Source organism: Flavobacterium sp. 38-13 (genome assembly GCF_001899155.1).
Taxonomy (GTDB): domain Bacteria; phylum Bacteroidota; class Bacteroidia; order Flavobacteriales; family Flavobacteriaceae; genus Flavobacterium; species Flavobacterium lindanitolerans.
The window spans coordinates 52034-71004 of sequence record NZ_MKVG01000015.1 but is presented as its reverse complement, the minus strand read 5'-3'; the positions used below and the strand labels follow the sequence as shown (position 1 = coordinate 71004).

Annotated in this window: 20 protein-coding genes; 10 read left to right on the top strand and 10 right to left on the bottom strand. The window is 35.7% G+C overall.

Annotated elements, in window-relative coordinates; genetic code table 11:
- From BGO88_RS10445 to BGO88_RS10435, 3 genes are all read left to right on the top strand, one after another.
- Positions 1-953, top strand: a 953-nt coding sequence (locus BGO88_RS10445) for a Glu/Leu/Phe/Val family dehydrogenase (protein ID WP_286706838.1), incomplete at its 5' end; no start/stop codon positions are given.
- Between the two features lie 16 nt (positions 954-969).
- Positions 970-1368: a GreA/GreB family elongation factor gene (locus tag BGO88_RS10440; RefSeq protein WP_056073554.1), complete on the top strand. Its 399-nt coding sequence runs from the start codon at positions 970-972 to the stop codon at positions 1366-1368.
- Between the two features lie 5 nt (positions 1369-1373).
- A complete protein-coding gene (locus tag BGO88_RS10435; protein ID WP_286706837.1) occupies positions 1374-1760 on the top strand; it encodes a hypothetical protein in 387 nt (128 codons plus the stop codon).
- Between the two features lie 223 nt (positions 1761-1983).
- Here the strand turns inward: BGO88_RS10435 and BGO88_RS10430 are convergent, their stop codons facing one another.
- Positions 1984-2415 (bottom strand): helix-turn-helix transcriptional regulator, encoded by a 432-nt coding sequence (locus BGO88_RS10430; RefSeq protein ID WP_157486197.1) that lies wholly within the window; start codon positions 2413-2415, stop codon positions 1984-1986.
- 741 nt (positions 2416-3156) lie between these two features.
- On the opposite strand from BGO88_RS10430, the gene BGO88_RS10425 reads away from it, so the two are divergent.
- The gene (locus tag BGO88_RS10425) at positions 3157-4782 is read left to right on the top strand and encodes a helix-turn-helix domain-containing protein (RefSeq protein WP_286706836.1); all 1626 of its coding nucleotides are present in this window, start codon (positions 3157-3159) and stop codon (positions 4780-4782) included.
- A 27-nt stretch (positions 4783-4809) separates the two neighbouring features.
- Here the strand turns inward: BGO88_RS10425 and BGO88_RS10420 are convergent, their stop codons facing one another.
- The 4 genes from BGO88_RS10420 to BGO88_RS10405 all read right to left on the bottom strand — a co-directional run bounded on the left by BGO88_RS10420 (position 4810) and on the right by BGO88_RS10405 (position 8782).
- Complete coding sequence (locus BGO88_RS10420) at positions 4810-5979, bottom strand: sensor histidine kinase (RefSeq protein WP_286706835.1); 1170 nt, start codon at positions 5977-5979, stop codon at positions 4810-4812.
- 161 nt (positions 5980-6140) lie between these two features.
- Positions 6141-6563, bottom strand: a complete 423-nt coding sequence (locus BGO88_RS10415) for a hypothetical protein (protein ID WP_286706834.1) — start codon at positions 6561-6563, stop codon at positions 6141-6143.
- A 499-nt stretch (positions 6564-7062) separates the two neighbouring features.
- Positions 7063-8085 carry an LLM class flavin-dependent oxidoreductase gene (locus BGO88_RS10410; protein ID WP_286706833.1) on the bottom strand — a complete coding sequence of 341 codons (1023 nt, stop codon included), beginning with the start codon at positions 8083-8085 and terminating at the stop codon, positions 7063-7065.
- Between the two features lie 91 nt (positions 8086-8176).
- Entirely contained in the window at positions 8177-8782 is a 606-nt protein-coding gene (locus tag BGO88_RS10405) for an FMN-dependent NADH-azoreductase (protein ID WP_286706832.1), read from the bottom strand.
- A gap of 98 nt (positions 8783-8880) precedes the next feature.
- On the opposite strand from BGO88_RS10405, the gene BGO88_RS10400 reads away from it, so the two are divergent.
- Entirely contained in the window at positions 8881-9225 is a 345-nt protein-coding gene (locus tag BGO88_RS10400) for a winged helix-turn-helix transcriptional regulator (protein WP_286706831.1), read from the top strand.
- 3 nt (positions 9226-9228) lie between these two features.
- Here BGO88_RS10400 and BGO88_RS10395 read toward each other — a convergent pair whose 3' ends face one another.
- Both BGO88_RS10395 and BGO88_RS10390 read right to left on the bottom strand, forming a co-directional pair.
- Positions 9229-9756 (bottom strand): hypothetical protein, encoded by a 528-nt coding sequence (locus BGO88_RS10395; protein ID WP_286706830.1) that lies wholly within the window; start codon positions 9754-9756, stop codon positions 9229-9231.
- The gene (locus BGO88_RS10390) at positions 9753-10658 is read right to left on the bottom strand and encodes a hypothetical protein (RefSeq protein WP_286706829.1); all 906 of its coding nucleotides are present in this window, start codon (positions 10656-10658) and stop codon (positions 9753-9755) included. The genes BGO88_RS10395 and BGO88_RS10390 overlap by 4 nt, the downstream gene beginning before the upstream one ends.
- 163 nt (positions 10659-10821) lie before the next feature.
- Between BGO88_RS10390 and BGO88_RS10385 the strand changes: the two genes are divergently transcribed.
- A complete protein-coding gene (locus BGO88_RS10385) occupies positions 10822-11808 on the top strand; it encodes an SIMPL domain-containing protein (protein WP_286706828.1) in 987 nt (328 codons plus the stop codon).
- A 60-nt stretch (positions 11809-11868) separates the two neighbouring features.
- On the opposite strand, the gene acs is transcribed toward BGO88_RS10385, so the two are convergent.
- The gene (gene acs, locus BGO88_RS10380) at positions 11869-13776 is read right to left on the bottom strand and encodes an acetate--CoA ligase (RefSeq protein WP_101472579.1); all 1908 of its coding nucleotides are present in this window, start codon (positions 13774-13776) and stop codon (positions 11869-11871) included.
- Positions 13777-13919: 143 nt separating this feature from the next.
- Between acs and BGO88_RS10375 the strand changes: the two genes are divergently transcribed.
- Both BGO88_RS10375 and BGO88_RS10370 read left to right on the top strand, forming a co-directional pair.
- Positions 13920-15215 (top strand): chloride channel protein, encoded by a 1296-nt coding sequence (locus BGO88_RS10375; RefSeq protein WP_286706827.1) that lies wholly within the window; start codon positions 13920-13922, stop codon positions 15213-15215.
- Positions 15215-15799 carry an HPP family protein gene (locus BGO88_RS10370; protein WP_286706826.1) on the top strand — a complete coding sequence of 195 codons (585 nt, stop codon included), beginning with the start codon at positions 15215-15217 and terminating at the stop codon, positions 15797-15799. The genes BGO88_RS10375 and BGO88_RS10370 overlap by 1 nt, the downstream gene beginning before the upstream one ends.
- 27 nt (positions 15800-15826) lie before the next feature.
- Here BGO88_RS10370 and BGO88_RS10365 read toward each other — a convergent pair whose 3' ends face one another.
- Positions 15827-16261, bottom strand: coding sequence for a DUF2147 domain-containing protein (locus BGO88_RS10365; protein ID WP_277016850.1), 435 nt, complete (start codon positions 16259-16261; stop codon positions 15827-15829).
- Positions 16258-17160, bottom strand: a complete 903-nt coding sequence (locus BGO88_RS10360; protein ID WP_056073522.1) for an outer membrane beta-barrel protein — start codon at positions 17158-17160, stop codon at positions 16258-16260. Before BGO88_RS10360 ends, BGO88_RS10365 begins: the two co-directional genes overlap by 4 nt.
- Before the next feature lie 263 nt (positions 17161-17423).
- On the opposite strand from BGO88_RS10360, the gene BGO88_RS10355 reads away from it, so the two are divergent.
- The gene (locus BGO88_RS10355) at positions 17424-18209 is read left to right on the top strand and encodes a LytR/AlgR family response regulator transcription factor (protein WP_286706825.1); all 786 of its coding nucleotides are present in this window, start codon (positions 17424-17426) and stop codon (positions 18207-18209) included.
- A 68-nt stretch (positions 18210-18277) separates the two neighbouring features.
- Complete coding sequence (locus tag BGO88_RS10350; RefSeq protein ID WP_286706824.1) at positions 18278-18943, top strand: dioxygenase family protein; 666 nt, start codon at positions 18278-18280, stop codon at positions 18941-18943.
- The last annotated feature ends 28 nt before the right edge of the window (positions 18944-18971 follow it).

Sequence of the window (18971 nt, the reverse complement as noted above, 5' to 3'; positions counted from 1 at the left end):
CTAAAGGTGGTATCCAGATTAATCCAAGAGATTATTCGCTTTCTGAATTAGAGCGAATCACAAGAAGATTTACTTTCGCTTTGGGCGATAATATTGGCCCAGAGTTGGATATTCCTGCTCCGGACGTAAATACAAACGAGCAAACAATGGCTTGGATTGCTGACACTTATATGTCAACAAAATCTCCATCTGAAAGGTCAAACAACAAACACGTAGTAACAGGAAAGCCTGTTGGTTCCGGTGGATTAGAAGGTCGTGACCGTGCTACAGGATTTGGTGTTTACCTGACTCTAAAGCTTTTCTTCGAAAACAAGAATGAAACATTAGCCGGTAAAAAATACATTGTTCAAGGATTTGGAAACGTGGGTTACTGGGTTTCTTACTTCATGGAAAAAGATGGGGCTAAATTATTAGCTGTTCAGGATGCTCACGCTACAATTATCAATGAGAATGGAATTTCTGTTAATGATTTGTACGAGCATTCAAAACCAAGAAAAGGTTCAATTCAGGGATTTACAGGTGCTAAAGAAATGGAACCAAAAGATTTCTTCGCTTTAGACTGTGATTTTGTAATTCCGGCTGCTTTAGGTAACCAAATTACTGCTGCCAATGCTTATGATATTAAAGCTAAAGTAGTAGCAGAAGGTGCTAACGGACCAACAGATAACGAAGGAGAAAGAATTCTTTTGGAAAGAGGAATAACTATTATCCCGGATATCTTATGTAACTCAGGTGGTGTTATTGGTAGCTACTTTGAGTGGTTGCAAAACCGTAATGGTGAATTATGGCCATTGGATGAAGTTATGGCTAAAATCGAAAAGAAACTTACTGAAAACTACAAAAAAGTGCAAAATATCGTAAACGAAAAGCAGGTAGACTGGAGAACTGCTGCCTACATTCTGGCTATTTCCAGAATTGAAACTGCTTATATACAACGTGGTATTTTCCCTTAATTAATTGTAGTGAATCATGAAAGAAATAATCATCGAGAAAAGAGAATATGAAATGCTGCGACAGATTATCTCTAATGCAGGTCATAATGTAGACAAAACTTACAAGGCTTCTATTGAAAAGCTGGCTAATGAGCTTAAATCGGCAACGATTATGGACAAGGAAAGCATGCCTGAAGAGATTGTAAGGTTTAATTCTATAGTAACAGTACAGATGCCTTTTGGTGACCCGAAAAGCTTCCAGATTGTTACGCCGGAAAAAAGCGATATTTCACAAAACAGATTGTCAATTCTGGCTCCTATGGGGCTGGCGTTATTTGGCTATGCTGTTTCAGATGAAATTATGTGGCAATTCCCATCCGGAATGAATGCCATAAAAATTCTGAATGTAGAACAACCGGACGCTTTACAAAAATAATGACCATGAAAAAAGAGCTAATCAAGATACATCAGGACCAGGATGACTTGCAAAAGTTTTTCATCAACAGGGATGTTGACCGCTGGAAAGATGAAGTGGCAATCATTGAAGAAGAAATCATTTTGTTTTCCAATTTATTGGGAGCTAAAAATGACAAGTCTTATTCAAATATCTTGGAAAAGATGAAGGTTTTCAAGGTTCAGAATTCTGAAATTCAAGAAGAATTAATCAATTATGACCGAAAATTAGAGGTATTGAAAGAATGTGAAGACCTTCAATGTGAAACCTTTTTCCTGAATTCTCATAACGATTTCAAGGAAAAGATTGAAGTACATTTTTACCAGTACCGAAATTTCAAGAAGAATGTTTTTTCTGTAATCAATAATAAATAATTAATTGTACCCAAAAAGTAATTGAGAATATACCATGATTATTAAGTAGATTCGTTTGAGACAGTTACTTTTAAAACACCGGTTTACGCCGGTGTTTTTTTTTAATTATTTTGATAAAGATGATTGGCTGACTTCGAGTGCAATTGTATTTTAGCCACGGATTAGGATGATTATGCAGATTTTATATTTATTTAATGAACCAAATTATTTAAATATCAAAACTCTAAAGATTAGCAGCCCATACATAAATATCGACCTTTTCGCTAATGTTATACTTTCTCCTGATTCTGTACTTTTTCCCCTCTATGCTTCTAATGCTGGAATTGGTAAACTTAGCTATTTCTTTTGTGGTAAAACCCAGTTTTATATAGGCACAGAATTCCTGTTCGCTTGCCACGACATTAGGTTGAATTTCAATCAGCCTTTCGCAGAAGTAAGGATACAGTTCCTTAAATTTTGGAAAGAAATGACTACTGTTCTGTACAGCCATATCTATAACTTCCTTTAATTTGTCTATATCAATTTCTGCTTCTCTTTTCCATATTCCAACCCTCTTTTTATAATATTTTATGGATATGGCTTGTTTTCTTATGATAAAACAGACAAGCCAAAACACAAGTCCAATTGAACCCAGCAATGATTCGAAAAAAATCATATCGTTTACCGGATGTTTAACTGAATTTGTCTTTATATCTAAAAACATCATGAAAAAAAGGAAAAAGCATATTAATACTATTGCCTTTTTATTTCTACTGATTTTAAAAAAAACAGGCAATGATAGAATCAACGGAATGTAATAGAAATAAATTCCCGACCCAAGCCCTATGTGAGAAGATATATAAAAAAAAATAAAACTCAATAACAGATATGTAAAGGTTTGGGCAAGGGCATTAAATTTTAAATCTGTGAATATCGTATAAAAGAAGAGAATAGACAGAAGAAAGAAGCAATACGAGATTAAAGATGATATATAAATAAAATCATATACAGAAATAGCAAAAAATAAAAGCGAGAGCGAAAGGAAACTTTTATTCCATAATTTAATATGTTCCACTTCCATTTTTTGCGTATACTTTTCGGTTCCAACTTCAATTAATTTGCAATAAAAACCTGAAATGCTTTCTAAAACCATAGTAGTTTGTAATTAAAAATAATGCCTGAAATTCAATGCAATTTTAAGCCAAAAAACTACGCAAGTACATGCATGTGTGTAATCATTTCGGAATATATCACATTAAAGACAATAAACAAACAAATGATTTTCAATAAATTAGATGACAAAATATGATATTGAAGTTTTCATATGTGTCTTTTAAATACAGTAATTAAAATAATCTTAATAGTAAGACGTCTATTACAAATAATTAAATTTGCAGTACCCACAAAATAAAAATTTATGAACAGAATATTTTCGGCCTTACTTCTTCTCTGCTTGTTTTCTTCGCTACTCAATGCCCAATCAAATAAAGAGGATATCGACAAATTATTAAAAGATGCGGGATACACTTTAGATTTTGTTGACAATCAGAAGGGCTTAAAAATTATACTAAAGGCAAGAGAAGCCTCCAAACGAATCGGATATAAGGAAGGATTACTAAAAAGCGGAAGCATGTTAACCGTTTTTTATATGCGTGAAGATAATTATAAAAAAGTGATTGAAACCAGTCGGGAAATGGAACCCCTTGCACTGGAACTCAAAAATTATATAGCACTCACAGATTTATACAGGATGATGGCACTTGCGCACGGTCAATTGGGATTGAGCAAACCAAGCTATGAAAAATACCAGGCTGCCTTAAAAGCTTCCAAAAAAATTCAGCAGAAAAATACGCGCCATTATAAAACGTCACTCATTTATGGGAATATGATAACCTATTTTGATCGTATGGACGACAATTATTCCCAGGATAGCATTTTACATTACCTGAAAAAAAGTTTGGACGAAATAAAACAAATTGATGACAATAGCCCCGATACTAAGCTTAATGACAAATATGATATACTTGCCGGTACTAACTCCAATATTGGCATGTTCTATATAAATCAGCATAAACCACAAAGAGTAGATCTCGCCGAAAAGTATTTTATGGATGCAATAGCCATATACGATAATAAAAAATACAAGCTTATGGCCATAAACAGAGTGTTACTATCAAACTCTTTTGGCCGTTTCTTCCAGGCAAAAAAAGACTATAATAACACTATAAAATATGCTACTAATGCTTTAGAATTAGAAAGAAAAGCGAATTCGCCTTATATGCGAAAAGAGTCTTATGAAATGCTGGCAGACTCTTATCTTGAATTAGACAACAAAGCTCTGTCAAAAAAGTATATGCAATTGTATACAAGTATAAACGACAGTATTACGGCAGCGCAAAATGCAAGTATTGAAGCACCTGTAAACCAAATCGTTTCACAGGAAAAAAAGAAGCATACAACTATAATCGTTATTATTTCGGGTTGTATTCTTGTCATTATGGCTTTTGTTGTAAGGCTATTCTGGAAAAGAAAAAACAGGATTTTACATGAAAACTATGAAAGCTTAATTGAAAAACTAAAGTCAGAAAAAAAACCAGGCAGACTTACTGAAGAAGAAAATTATGGTAAGATATCGTCAGATAAATCGTTTACTATTACAGAAGAAACTACTGATGCCCTACTCTTGAAACTGGAAAAATTTGAAAAATCTAAAAATGTGATTAAAAAGGAAGTTAGCCTTACTTGGTTGGCTAATCATCTGAATACCAACACGCGATATCTTTCTGAAGTTATAAAAAAATATAAGGGCAAATCATTTAATAATTACATCAATGGCTTAAGGATAAACTATATTGTAGAATTACTTTATGAAGAACCCAAACACAGAGAATATAAAATAAGTTATCTTGCTGAATTATGCGGCTTTTCGTCAAGAGAGGTATTTACAACAATATTTAAAAAGGAAACAGGCATCTCTCCCTCCTATTTTATTGATAATTTAAAAAATAAGGATATTTCATCAGGAACAGAAAATAAAGAATAGTGTTTTTATTTGTTCTTTCTGTAATGATTAAGCCACAATCTTGGCGGTGGTTCTTTCCCTATTAATTGAGCCGGATGGAACGCCATAGCTGAAAATGGTACCACCTGTATTGCGGTTTTCAGCCCAAATTCTTCCGCCAAGTTTTACTATAAAATCTTTACTAAACGAAAGTGCAATACCTGCGCCATCACGGGTTGAACCTCCTTTACTGCTTATGGAAAATAGTTTTTTCATTTGATTATCGGATAGTCCTGGTCCTTCATCTTTTACAGAAATTATAATTTCTTTCCCTGTTTTGAGGGCATCTATAGCAATAGTTTTGCCTTTAGGAGAAAATTTTAATGCATTCGATAACAGGTTTCTGTTTACGAATTGCAGCATTTCCCGATCAGATGTAGTTAAAATGCCTTCAGGCACATTATTAATAACGGTTATACTTTTTTCATTCAGCTGTGCCTTGTAACCGCTAATGGCTTCATTAAGCAACGAACGGATATTTACGGTTTCAAAATTGATTTTAAATTCTCCAAGCTGGTGTTTAATCCATTGCAGGGTAGCATCAAAATTTTCCAGCGTTACTGAAATATCGTTGCTCATAGCCAGATAAAAAGATTCCTTTTCTGATTTGGTAAGTAATTCCGAATTTCTTTCTAACAATCGCATCATATAAAGCATTGAAATAAGAGGTGAACGGAAATCATGAGCCAATATGGAAACCAGGTTAGATTTAATTGTATCTGCTTCAGATAAAGAACTGTTTTTATTTTTAAGAAGCTCACATAACACAACCTTCTTTTTATAATCGTTTCTGATTTTTTTATACGCACGTAACAGCAGCAATAACAGAATAGTGCAGGTTATTAAAAAGAAAATCAATATCATGACGGTCTGTCGCAATGCTTTTTGCGATAGTTGGAGATTTCCAGTGCTTTCCAATAATTGATTATAATCTATCCCATAACCTCCTGCATTATCGGAAGTAGTTACTTTGTCAGAAACAGACAGGCTGTTGATATTATCTTTTTTTGTAATAGCTGTTGTGCCGGTATGGGTTGCCTGAGAAAGCAAAATACCTTTGTTATTAGCAACGGCCTCTAACCGGATAGAATTATCAGACATTCCGGTTCTAATTCCAACCTCTCCATAAGCCCCACAGGCTCCCATAGCAAATAATAAGGTTAGAAATTTGTAGTTCATCACTGGCATTTTAAGGTTAAGTTTGTTCTATTTATAGATCTCTAACAACAATTAACAATAAGGTTGTTTAGAAAAACATTCAAAACAACAAGATGATAAGACTGATGGGGTAAGTATAAAAAAAGGCGAACTAAAAAATAAAAACTGTGGGGGACAGTACTTTAAATAGCAGTTGCCCAAAAAGCCCTAAGTTTAACTAGTGCTTCCTCTATCTGAAACATTTCTGCAGTTGTATACCCCATTTTACGGCTGGCAGCAACAGCTTTAAGTTCCAATATTGTTATAGGCGAAATAGTAATATATATGGCACAGGAGTTAGCTTGAATGTGAGATGTTTCCGTCCATATGGACAGTTTGGGGCCAGTTATGGAATGTACATAGCCATATTCTTCGAAAATTCTGTATACATCAGTAACACTGACCTTAAAATCAAAACAGGTATCAAATACACTGTTGAGCAATTTGGTGATATAAGTCAGTTCAATGGCATGGTTTTGAATCAAACTGTCATTTTTTTCAATCAGGAATTGTTTTATAAAGCTCTTTAATATCCGGTGCTCTTCAACTGCTAAATTATGTCCCATATTCAAAATCATTCATTAATCTATTAGTTCCATACAGTTCTAATTAAGCAAGAAACCTCTATTAGCCCTTGCCCACTTTATACAAATAACATAGGATAAATATGCTTTGGCAATAGACAATAGCTGTCATTACAAAGAAAAAAAACAAGGTGAATAAAAAGCAAAAACAACCAACGTATATATACACGTGTATAGTTATTTTTTCATAAAAAACTGATAATGATTTATTTAAATAAAATCATATGATAGTAAAAACTATATAAATCAAATACTATTTGAAAATAAAAAGTATTTTTAAGTAGGCACGTGTAGTTAAAAATTTACTTTTTCATCCGGGGTAACAATCAATATAAAGCAGTGTGGGAATGCCTCAGATTTAATAATTCAGGTGCAATTAATATTGTTTTATCAGATTTAAATCTGTACCAAACAAAAATCCCAGCCTAAAAAAGCCGGGATTTTATTTTTGTATTAATGATATAAGATTTAACTGGTAAGCCTAACGCCATCCCAATCCCGGTGCCACATGCTCCAAAATAGATGACAATACATGCACATTGTAATCAACACCTAATGTATTAGGAATAGTCAAAAGCAAGGTGTCGGCTTCCTGAATTGCTTCGTCTTCGGCCAATTCTTTTATCAGTTTATCCGGTTCTGCGGCATAGCTCCGTCCAAAGATGGCATTTCTGCCGGGTTCAATCATTCCAATCTGGTCTACTCTATTGGCTTCCTGACCAAAATAAAGTCGGTCCTGGTCATTTACCAAAGCAAAGATAGAACGACTCACAGACACTCTTGGTTCTCCCGGATGTCCTGCTTTTTTCCAGGCTTCCTTATACAACCGGATTTGTTCGGCTTGCTGTACATGAAAAGGCTTGCCGCTTTCATCAAATTTCAGGGTTGAACTTTGGAGGTGCATTCTGTTTTCTGCTGCCCAAACTGCTGTTGCATTGGAAGCAGCTCCCCACCAGATACGTTCACGCAATCCTTTTGAGTAAGGTTCCAAACGCAGTAAACCCGGCGGATTAGGAAACATCGGAGTTGGATTAGGTTGGGCAAAACCTACGCCATCCAATCTTTCTAAAAATTCCATGGCTTTACGGCGGCCCATATCGGCATCGTTTTCTCCTTCTTTCGGTTCATATCCAAAATAGCGCCAGCCTTCAATAACCTGCTCTGGTGAACCTCTGCTTATTCCTAATTGCAATCGTCCTTCCGAAATCAGGTCGGCAGCTCCGGCATCTTCCACCATATAGAGCGGATTTTCATAACGCATGTCAATCACTCCCGTACCTATTTCTATCTTACTTGTTTTGGCACCAATAGCCGAAAGTAAAGGAAATGGTGAGGCTAACTGCGCTGCAAAATGATGTACGCGAAAATAAGCGCCATCTATACCAATATCTTCGGCTGCAACAGCAAGGTCAATAGATTGGAGTAACGTATCGCTAGCCGTACGCGTTTTATAAGCCGGATGATTGGCCCAATGCCCAAACGATAAAAATCCTATTTTCTTCATTATTTGGTCTTAATTTTGTCTATTGTAAAGATAAAGATTTTCTGTCGGAAAATTGACAGGCTGCTAACCTATATCCCAATTGTTTCTGTCTTTATAAACTATAGGCTGCTACAGACTGCAGTGCTTTTGGTAAAGCTTCATCCTTAAATTGAGGAATTGCAGAGCCTTCAACCCTAAAAACAGTTATGTCTGTAATACCCAGAAAACCTAATACATTCCGCATATATTTTTCAGTAAGGTCAAATTCCTTTAATGGTCCTTCAGAAAAAATTCCTCCGCTTGCTATTGCCAGGTATACCTTTTTATCCTTCAGTAATCCCTCCACTCCATTTTCTGAATAACGAAAAGTTATACCAACCCTAACGATATGGTCTATCCATGCTTTAAGTGATGAAGGAATACTCAAATTATACATAGGCACATCTATGACCAATATATCTGCCGGTAACAGTTCTTCTAAAGCATCATTTGAATAAGATATCGCATCCTTCAGTTCAGCAGAAAGGTTCTGTGCAGGTGTCATAAATGAATTGAAATGGAGTTCGTTAAGATGTGGGATTTCATCTTTTGTTAGATTTCGTATAACAGTATCTATTTCCGGGTGTTGAGTTTTAATTTTTTCTACAATTGCATTTCCCAATTGAAAACTCATGGATTCCTTTCCTTTGAAGCTGGTTATTACTCTTAATAATTTCATCTTTTTTTATTTTTAAATTGTTATCACAAATTTTAAAAGAATTACTATACATTTGTTATCTGTTACAAAAAGGATAGTAGTTACAAAAAGAATAGTATATGGAAATACATATAGAAGATAGATGTGCTAAGGCTAAATTAGCCATCCGAGATACATTAGATGTGGTAGGCGGGAAATGGAAACTGGTCCTTCTTTCTGTTTTAAGAAATGGAAAAAGAGGGTTTAATGAATTATCCCGAGAAGCCGGAATTTCGCCCCGGATTTTGTCAAAAGAGCTTCAAGAACTGGAAATGAATGGTCTTGTGAGCAGAGAAGTCTGTAATACGAAACCTGTCACAGTGCAATACGCACTGACAGAGTATAGCAAAACTTTGGAAGAAGTATTAATTGCAATGGAAAAATGGGGAAACCTGCATAGACAGAAAGTAATTTCGGGAAACTGATTCCTATTCCATCTCTCCTAAAAACAGACTCCAGACTTCTTTCTTTTTATTTCCAAACGTTTTTGCTTCCGGGTAGAAATAAATTCTTTGGGATATATTTTTTTGTAAAGTTTCTGTATCTCTTTGAATGGTTAGTATATAGGATGCTGTCCAGTAATTGCCAAACGTTTTTACTTTCTGGATATTTTTTATCTCAAATTTAAGTTCCTTGGAAGCTACTTTCTCCAGTAATCTGTCTACACTTATTTTGTCTGAAGTAAAAAAGTCGGAAACCAAAGTGTTTTCCTTATACAAAGCATTAATTCTTTCTTCTAATTGTTTTTTTAAAGTATTGGGAGTGTTTTTAGCAGAATATATTTCTAAAAGCTCATAAAAATCTTCCAGCTTTGAAAAAGAATTTTCTTCATAAGCTTCAAGTGCTTTTACAGAAAAGTTGGTTTTTATACTGTTTGCTGCAATAGCATGGTTGGCTTCTTGCGCAAAAGTGCAGTTGTAAAAAAGGAATAGTATGACTGTAAAATACTTTATCATTGTTTGATTCTTATAAATTCAATTTTTCCTTCATCGTTGTTTTTAATTTCCAGAATCTGCATTCGCTTTACAGATTCGGTAGGAATGACAAGTTTTTCCGAAAACTCATTTTTATTGAAATATTCGGCTCCCAAATCATTTTTAAGCATCACAATGACTTCCAGATTATCCGATAAGATTTTATTGAGTTGTATTTTTCGGGTTTCCCAATCTTTAATATCCGATTTCATAAAGGCTTTGAGCATCATGGCATAATCGTCGGGCTGCAATAAGATTTCCGTCTTTTCTGAAGTCTTGTTTACTTTTATCTCCTGTTTTTTGTAGTAAGGGCTCTGAATGACAACTTTTGCATTTTCATCTTTCAGCGCCACTTCTATTTCAGAATTACGAATGGGTATTTCAATTTTTTTATCATCCTCAATAGTATAGGCTTTTACTTCTTTTGCCTGTATGGTATCATTTGTAAATTCATTCTTCAGTTGCAATTTCTGTGTCTGTTTCTTACCTGAGTAAGCAAAAAAGAGAATAGCAACCATTATAACAGCTAAAAAACCAATAACAACAAAATGTCTTTTATTCTTTTGGGAATGGTTTTCTTTTTGCTCAACGGCTACTTCCCTGTTTTTAAAAACAAATTCATCCCAACCTGAAAATCCGGAAAATTGGCTTAAAATATCAAGCATGTCTTTTCTTGGCAGTTTGGAATTGGTTTCGGCTTTAAGATGTGTGTAAATCCATTTTTCACTAATTCCCTGTCTGGTTTTCTCTTCAACCAATTCGATAAGATTCTGAATATCCTGTGAAGAAAAACTTTTCCAGTTTCCTTGAAAATAAGGATACTGCTTCTGGTAAGTCAAAAGCACTTCCTGTTTTAAAAGTTGGAAAAAGTCTAATTCGGTCATCAACAAAAATGAGTTCAAAAGTAGCCCGAAAGGTATAAAAAACTGTTGTAAATCTGCTGTAAAACTACTGTAAAAAGGTTACAGCCAAAGGAAAGCAGTTTTACCGGACTCCGTTTTGAATGGCAACGTAATCTTGCATCATTAATCAATAACAAAAATCAAGATGAAATTAAAATTCACAATTGCAGGTATTTTATTCTTTGGTATGGCTTACGCCCAACATGGCGCCAACCAAGTGTATAACAATCAGAATAATCCGTATAACTATAAAAATGCGGGCTTATTTCAAAACGCAGAAAAGGTTAACTATACAGAAGATGGTATTAATTTCAGGATTGCAATTTTAAACAATGTAAAACCGGATTCCTATGTGGTCACTTTGGGGCTAAACGAAGAAGGATTGTCTGTAAAAGACTGCAATGCCAAAATCAATAAGCGTTTGGATGGTTTCAAAAATGCGTTGAAAAAAACGGGAATCCGGGAAGAAGAGATTTTTGTTGATTTTATTTCGCAGACTAAAATTTATGACTATAAATCAACTTCTACCTCCAATCAGGTCAATATAACCCAGGAAGATAAGGGATTTGAGATAAAAAAGAATATTATTGTCAAACTAAAAGATGTCAGCTTGTTCGACAAACTGATTGATATGGCTTCGGAATATGAAATCTACAACATCATCAAAGTCGATTATAAAAAAGCTGATACCGAAAAAATCTATGATGAAATGTTGGCAGAAGCTAATGAGGTTTTAAAATCCAGAAGTAAAATTTATGATAAATACGGAAAAAGAGATTTTGAATCGGAGCCACAGCTATTAATAAATTTCTACAGTATCCAACCGGGTAAACAGTATAAAAACTTTACTGCCTTTGAAAGTTCAGATGCCGTTTATAATGATTATTACAATTCCAATAAGGTGTTGGTACGAAAAGAACAAAGGAAAAATAAGACTTTTTATTATGACGGTATAGACCCGGATTCTTTTGACAAGATTATGAATTCTGATTCTCCGGCTGTAGGCATTCAATATGTAATGGAATTCAGTATTTCTTACAAGACAAAGAAAAAAACAAAAGAAGAAACCAAAAAATTATACCATGTTATAACACCTAACGGAGATGTAAGAACATTAGATCTTAAGAACTAAAAAAGAAACAGCTTCAAGCACTTGTCTTGAAGCTGTTTTTATAATTCAACTCAATACATTTTATACTCTTCCGTTTTTGATTTCTTCCACAATTTCAGGATTCAATAACGTTGTTGTATCTCCAAAATTAGAGAAATCGCCTTCTGCAATTTTTCTTAGGATTCTTCTCATAATTTTACCGGAACGTGTTTTTGGCAATCCGGAAACGAACTGAATTTTGTCCAGCTTAGCAATTGGTCCGATATGACCGGAAATGTGCTGGTTGATTTCATTTGCTAAATTTGCCCTGTCTCTGGATTCGCCATATTCTTTAAGAATAATAAAGCCATACAAAGCATTTCCTTTAATATCATGAGGAAAACCAACAATTGCCGATTCAGCCACAGCAGGGTGTTCGTTGATAGCATCTTCAATAGGAGCTGTTCCCAGATTATGTCCGGAAACAATTACCACATCGTCTACACGACCCGTGATTCTGTAATAGCCTACTTCATCACGTAAGGCGCCATCGCCTGTGAAATATTTGCCTGGAAAAGCCGTAAAATAAGTTTCTTTAAATCGTTGGTGGTCACCCCAAATGGTTCGTGCCATTCCCGGCCAGGGAAATTTAATACAAAGGCTTCCTACAATTTGGTTTTCTTCAATTTCATTGCGTTTTTCATCCATCAAAACGGCCTGGATTCCCGGTAAAGGAAAAGTCGCATAAGTTGGTTTTGTTGGTGTTATAAAAGGTAGCGGTGAAATCATGATTCCTCCGGTTTCTGTCTGCCACCAGGTATCTACAATCGGGCATCTTTTTTTACCCACGTGGTTGTTATACCAGTGCCATGCTTCTTCATTAATCGGTTCTCCTACAGAGCCAATGACTTTTAATGTTGACAGGTCGTACTTTTCAACCCACTCACTGTTTTCTTTTGCTAATGAACGAATGGCTGTTGGAGCCGTATAAAATTGGGTAACCTTGTGTTTGTCGATGACTTCCCAGAATCTTCCAAAATCTGGATAAGACGGAACTCCTTCAAAAATTACGGTTGTGGCACCATTTAGCAATGGCCCATATAATATATAAGAATGTCCTGTAATCCAGCCTATGTCGGCAGTACACCAATAGATGTCGTTTTCTTCGTAATTGAATATATTTTTAAACGTATAGGCTGCAAAAACCATATAACCTGCCGTAGTGTGAAGCATTCCTTTAGGTTTTCCTGTAGAACCCGAAGTATAAAGAATAAACAATGGGTCTTCAGCATCCATAATTTCAGCCACATTGTTTGGAATTGCAGCTTCCAACAAAGGCTGTAGCCACAAATCGCGGCCTGTTTTCATGTTGATTTCTGCGTTTGTTCTTTTAACAACCAGAACTTTTTCTACCGAAGGGCATTTTTCCAGAGCCTCATCAATAATACCTTTAAGATCGATTGATTTGTTTCCTCTATAGGCGCCATCAGATGTGATAACCATTTTGCATTGCGAATCATTTACTCTAGTAGTTACTGCCGAAGCCGAAAATCCGGCAAAAATAACCGAGTGAACTGCTCCTATTCGGGCACATGCTAAAACGGCAATAGCCAATTCAGGAATCATAGGCAAATAAATGCATACTCTGTCGCCTTTCTTTATTCCCTGTTCTCTAAGAACATTGGCCATTTTTGCAACCCTGTCGTATAGTTCATTGTAGGTAATATGCTGTGCTTCTTCTTTTGGGTCGTTGGGCTCAAAAATAATAGCCGTCTTGTTTCCTCTTTTAGCCAGATGCCTGTCTATACAGTTTTTAGTAATATTAACTTTAGCATTTAAAAACCACTTGACATCCGCCTCCTGCATATCGAATTCAACAACCTTATCCCATTTTTGGTACCATGTGAAATTCTCATCAGCAATTTTGTCCCAAAATTTTCTGGGCTCTCTTATGGATTTGTTATAATGTTTGAAATATTGTTCCAGACTCTTGACTTGGTAATAGCTCATAATTGTATTAATTATAGATGGATTGAATGATGGTAAATATACTAAACATTGGATTAAATGGGTATCTGCAAACATTTTTTTTCTCAAATTTTATGAACCTGAGACTTATTTAAAAACGTTAAATTAAAAGTAGAAAACATTTGATGAACTATCTTTGCATAAATCCTGAAGATAAGATGCAAACTCGTAAAAAACTGCTTTGGCTAAAATGGCTTAAGCTTGCTCTTGCAGCAGTACTGGTCGGTTTTTTGGCCTCATTTCTGGCTATTTCACTAAAACATGTAACAGAACATTATGAAGGCGTTTTTTACGGCAAAGCCGAAAAGTATAATTTCCTGCTTTTGGTACTTCCGTTTTTTGGACTTTCTGTAATTTATTTTTTACGGATTTATCTTTTTAAGAACAAGGAAAACAAAGGAATCAAAGAGGTATTTGAAAGTACAAAACCGGGTAAAAGTCTGCCCGCCTATAAAATCCCTTCCCATTTCATCAACGGACTGATTACAGTAGCTTTTGGCGGTTCTACAGGAATTGAAGTTTCTACCGTTGTGGCTTCTGCCGCAGTTGGTTCCATTGCACATTCCAAAGAAAGCTTTTTGAAAAGGTATAAGACAGAATTAATCTGTGCCGGAGTTTCTGCAGGTGTTGCCGCTTTATTTGCAAGTCCAATAGCCGGCCTTTTGTTTGCTTATGAAGTCATTTCTAAAAAATTATCAAGGTCATTCCTGTTTACAACCGTTATTGCGATAAGCGTGACCTGGTTGTTTTTATTTTTTATGGATGTAAAGCCACTCTTTGACGTTGGCATTTCAACATGGAACTATCATGCTATTCCCTATTTTATCTTATTAGGAATTATTGCAGGTATAAATTCCGTTTATCTCACCAAATGTGTATTGCAAATCAAGGCTTGGTTTTCGAAAATAAAGACTCCTTATTACAGGGTCGTATTGGGAGCATTGCTAGTTGGAGTCGGATTGTTTCTTTTCCCACAATTGTTTGGTGATGGCTATAATGCCGTAAAAGAAAATATAGCCAACTCAAGTTCAACTCCTGCTATTTCGGTACTTTTAACCCTGGCAGCCTGTATTGTTTTAAAGCCAATTATTACTTCCGTTACGCTTTCGTCTGGTGGCGATGGCGGTGTTTTTGCTCCAAGTATATTTATTGGAGCGCTTCTGGGTCTTTTACTGGCTTTCGTGTCCAATCGTTTTTTTGATGCCGGAGTAATTCCATTAAATTTTATGGTTATAGGAATGGCCGCAATGCTTAGCGCCAGTATAAGTGCGCCTTTCACTGCCCTGTTTTTGGTTTGCGGATTAGTAGGGAGTTATGTTTTATTCTGGCCTATATTGGTTGTTTCTTTAGTTTCTAAATATGTAGCCGAAAGGCTTTGCCCATATACCGTATATACTTACGCAGCCAAAACAACCGCCTAATGCCAATCAAAAAGATACATCGCACCTACCGCAAAACCAGATATGTTCTCTATAAAGAAACGCTTGTTGATTTCAGGGAGCATTTTTGGGCATTTATTGGTTCATTTGTTGGAATGGGACTCATTGCCTATTTGCAGTATGGGTCGTTCAATGAAAATGATTTTGTATTTCTGATAGGTTCCTTTGGAGCTTCCTGTGTTTTGGTCTATGGTGTAATTCAAAGTCCATTGGCGCAACCCCGTAATCTGATAGGAGGCCATGTCGTTTCGGCACTAATTGGCGTTACGGTACAAAAACTGGTTCCGGATGTTTTATGGATAGCTGCTCCCCTTGCCGTTTCGTTATCTATCGTATTGATGCAAATCACAAAAACATTGCATCCGCCTGGTGGTGCAACGGCATTGATTGCGGTTACAGGTGGTCCGCAAATAAAAGCACTTGGATATGGTTATGTTATTTTCCCTGTGCTAAGTGGCGCTCTTATTTTGTTGTTTATTGCCTTAATTTTTAACAACCTGACTCCAAAACGAAAATATCCTTCTGCTCCTATTTTGAGAAAAAAGAAAAGAAAAAAGCATCCATAAAAAAGCTCCCGTTTGGGAGCCTTTTTTTTATTTTTCAACGCGGGTCCAATATTGCGTTCTTCCCAGTAGAGAAAAGCCAATATAACCGCGGACTTTTAGTTTGTCTTTATTTTCAAGATTGATATGGCATTTGTATTCTTTCCCGTTTTTTGGGTCCAAAATAGTACCGCCTTCCCATGTATCGTCATTTTTAGACAATCCTTCAATAATCACCAATCCTTTTATGGGTTTGTCTTTTTTGCTGCCTTTGCATTTTTCGCAGGTCTTGTCTTCTTTTCCTTTTTCAAGTATTTCAACCACTTTGCCGTAAATCTTGTCGTTCTTTTCATAAATTTCGACAATAGACTTGGCAGCCCCGGTTTCATCATCAAAGGTTTTCCACCGTCCGGTAACAGATTGTGCCTGTCCTGTCTGTATTCCTGCAAAAAGCAGAACGATACAATATGCAACTAGCTTTTTCATTTTCCGAAACTATAACGTATACCTATGTTTACTCCGATTCCACTGGCATTTACATACTGTGTTGGTAATCTGCGTGGAGAATCAGGGTCTGCCGGTCCTTGTGTATAACTGTCTGAAAAAACGAATTTCTTTTCATTTACAGGAAGATCTGCCAATTGCTGTCCCGGAACCAATACGGCATTTCCGTTAGTAACCGCCGTAGTTCTGTATTCTGTAATTTCTGCCGATTTACTCTTGATGCTCAAATTTTTAAACTCTACTTCGCCAAAAACCTGCAATCTTGGTGCAACAGGATAGGTAACACCTAATGCGCCTACAAAACCAACACTAAATTTCGATTCTACTTCTGATTTGGCTTCTACGTGAATGTCGGTTCCCTGACCGCCACCATTGGTTTGATTGGCCGTAGTTTCAATAAAAAGTTTTCCGGCTGTGGGTATAATGGCTCCAATTCTTGCGTACGGATTCAATTTGCTCAAACCCGGGGTAATATAAATGGCGGGGATAATGTCCAACCCTCTTAAATAGGCTACTTCTTCCGACTGGAGCTGCGGACTGGTTAATTTTCCTATAGTTTTATCATATCCTGAAAAATAATTGAAACCTATTTCGGCTCCTATATAGTTATTAAACATATATCCTGCCGTAATATTTCCTTTAAATCCACCTCCCAAAGTTCCATTCAGAGATTTTATCCTCATGGTTCCATCAGGATTTACGGTAATATCTGTTGACTGCTGAATCATTGTCAGCCCATTCGGGTCGGCATTGTTAAATTCTGTTTTTCCGGATTCGGTAACAAAACCTAAGCCACCCCGGATATAAAATTCCTGTGCCTGGCTTTTTGTGCCAATTAAGGCGAAACAAATCGTGCAAATTATAAGGCTTGCCTTTTTCATAATTTAGATTTTAAAGTTTAAAGTAATCAGTTATGCATCCTTTTTTCAAGTGTTTCGTTCAGGTTGCATATTAAAGTTAGCCATTTTCTGCTAGACCTTAACCGATTTTAGCATACCTTAACAGTTGGTCTTTCTTCGATAAATTGAAAAAATCCATTCTTTAAAATTGTCCATTGCTAACTTTTAAGTTATTTTGTAAAGTATAAATAAGGGCTATTTTGATACTTCAGGCAACCCATACTGTTTCTAACCGCAGGCTGAAAATGAGAACTGTTTTCACGGCCTGTTTAGTCTTGTTTATCACTGTAAACGTGCTTATAGATTACCTGTCTACACTATCCCAGAACAGCGCGTTCTACCTGTCAGAATCGTTACTGTTCAGTTCCTATTGGATTTTATTCCTTCCTTTGCTGACATTATTTTTAAAACTGACCGAAAAGAAAGATAAAATCGCAATTAAAATATTACTTATTGGCGGGGCAGTTGTATTGCATCTGCTATCATATCCTGCCTTGATTTGGATTGTCTCAAAAATATTCTATTCCCATACGTTTTCGTATTGGCAGACTTTTAGTTATGGCATATCCGCCTATTTGATAAAAACGATTATTATTTATGGGTTTATGCTAATGGCTTTCTCTTTATCGAATCAGAAAATCCAAACTTCACCATTATCTCCTTCAAATGAGAAAAAAGCTTATATCAATTCTATTTTAATTTCAGACAGCACTAACAGAAAAACAGTAGTGGCAGTAAATGATATATTCTATTTTTCTGCCAATTCTCCTTATGTCAACATTTATCAGCTTTCCAAAAAACATCTGTATAGCGGAACCTTAAAATCTTTGGAAGTACAATTAGACAACAAACAGTTTGTACGTATACACAAATCGTATATGGTGAACGTAAATAAGATTATATCTGTCCGGTCAAGACAAAACGGTGATTACGATATTACACTCACAGATGATACTGTTTTGAGATTGAGCCGTAATTATGCCAAGAATTTTAGGCTTCACTTTTCAGCACATCAGCTTAGCTTAAAATAAACTCCGCTTACACTATTTTAGTTGGAAATCAACTGTTTTCATTGTCATTTTGCATAAAATATTTGATTATGAAAAAACGAATTTTCTTTAAACTGATTTTTTTGCAACTGGTGTTTATGAGTTGTAACGGACAACAGGCAAATGAAAAATTACTCCCTAAAAACAATCCCATTGTTGGCGGTGGTTGTGATGGTTGCGAACTGATGTATATAGGAATACCCAAAGAATTGCATGCTACTGATACAAGTCCCGGCTGGAATGAAAAGGGCCAAAAGCTGATTGTTAGCGGAACTGTTTTTCAATTGGACCAAAAGACACCAGCCCCAAATGTAATTATCTACTATTGGCAGACTGATAATGCCGGATATTATTCGCCTACACAAAAAATGGATGAAAGAGTAAAACGCCACGGCCATATTCGGGGTTGGGTGAAAACCGATAAAAACGGAAAATATACTATCAAAACGGTACGTCCTGCTCCCTATCCAAATGATGTTTTGCCGGCACATATCCATCTGTCTATAAAGGAACCGGATGTTGCTAATGAATATTATACCGATGAAATCAATTTTGAGGATGACAAATTATTGACTGCTCATTTTAAAAAATATCCTCAGGAAAAGCGTGGCGGTAGCGGTGTTGTAAAAATTAAGGTTAAAGATGGTGTGCAAATTACTACGCATAATATTGTTTTGGGATTGAATATTCCTAACTATCCTAAGAAATTTAGATAAAATTCGATATTAATTTAGTTATGGTCCG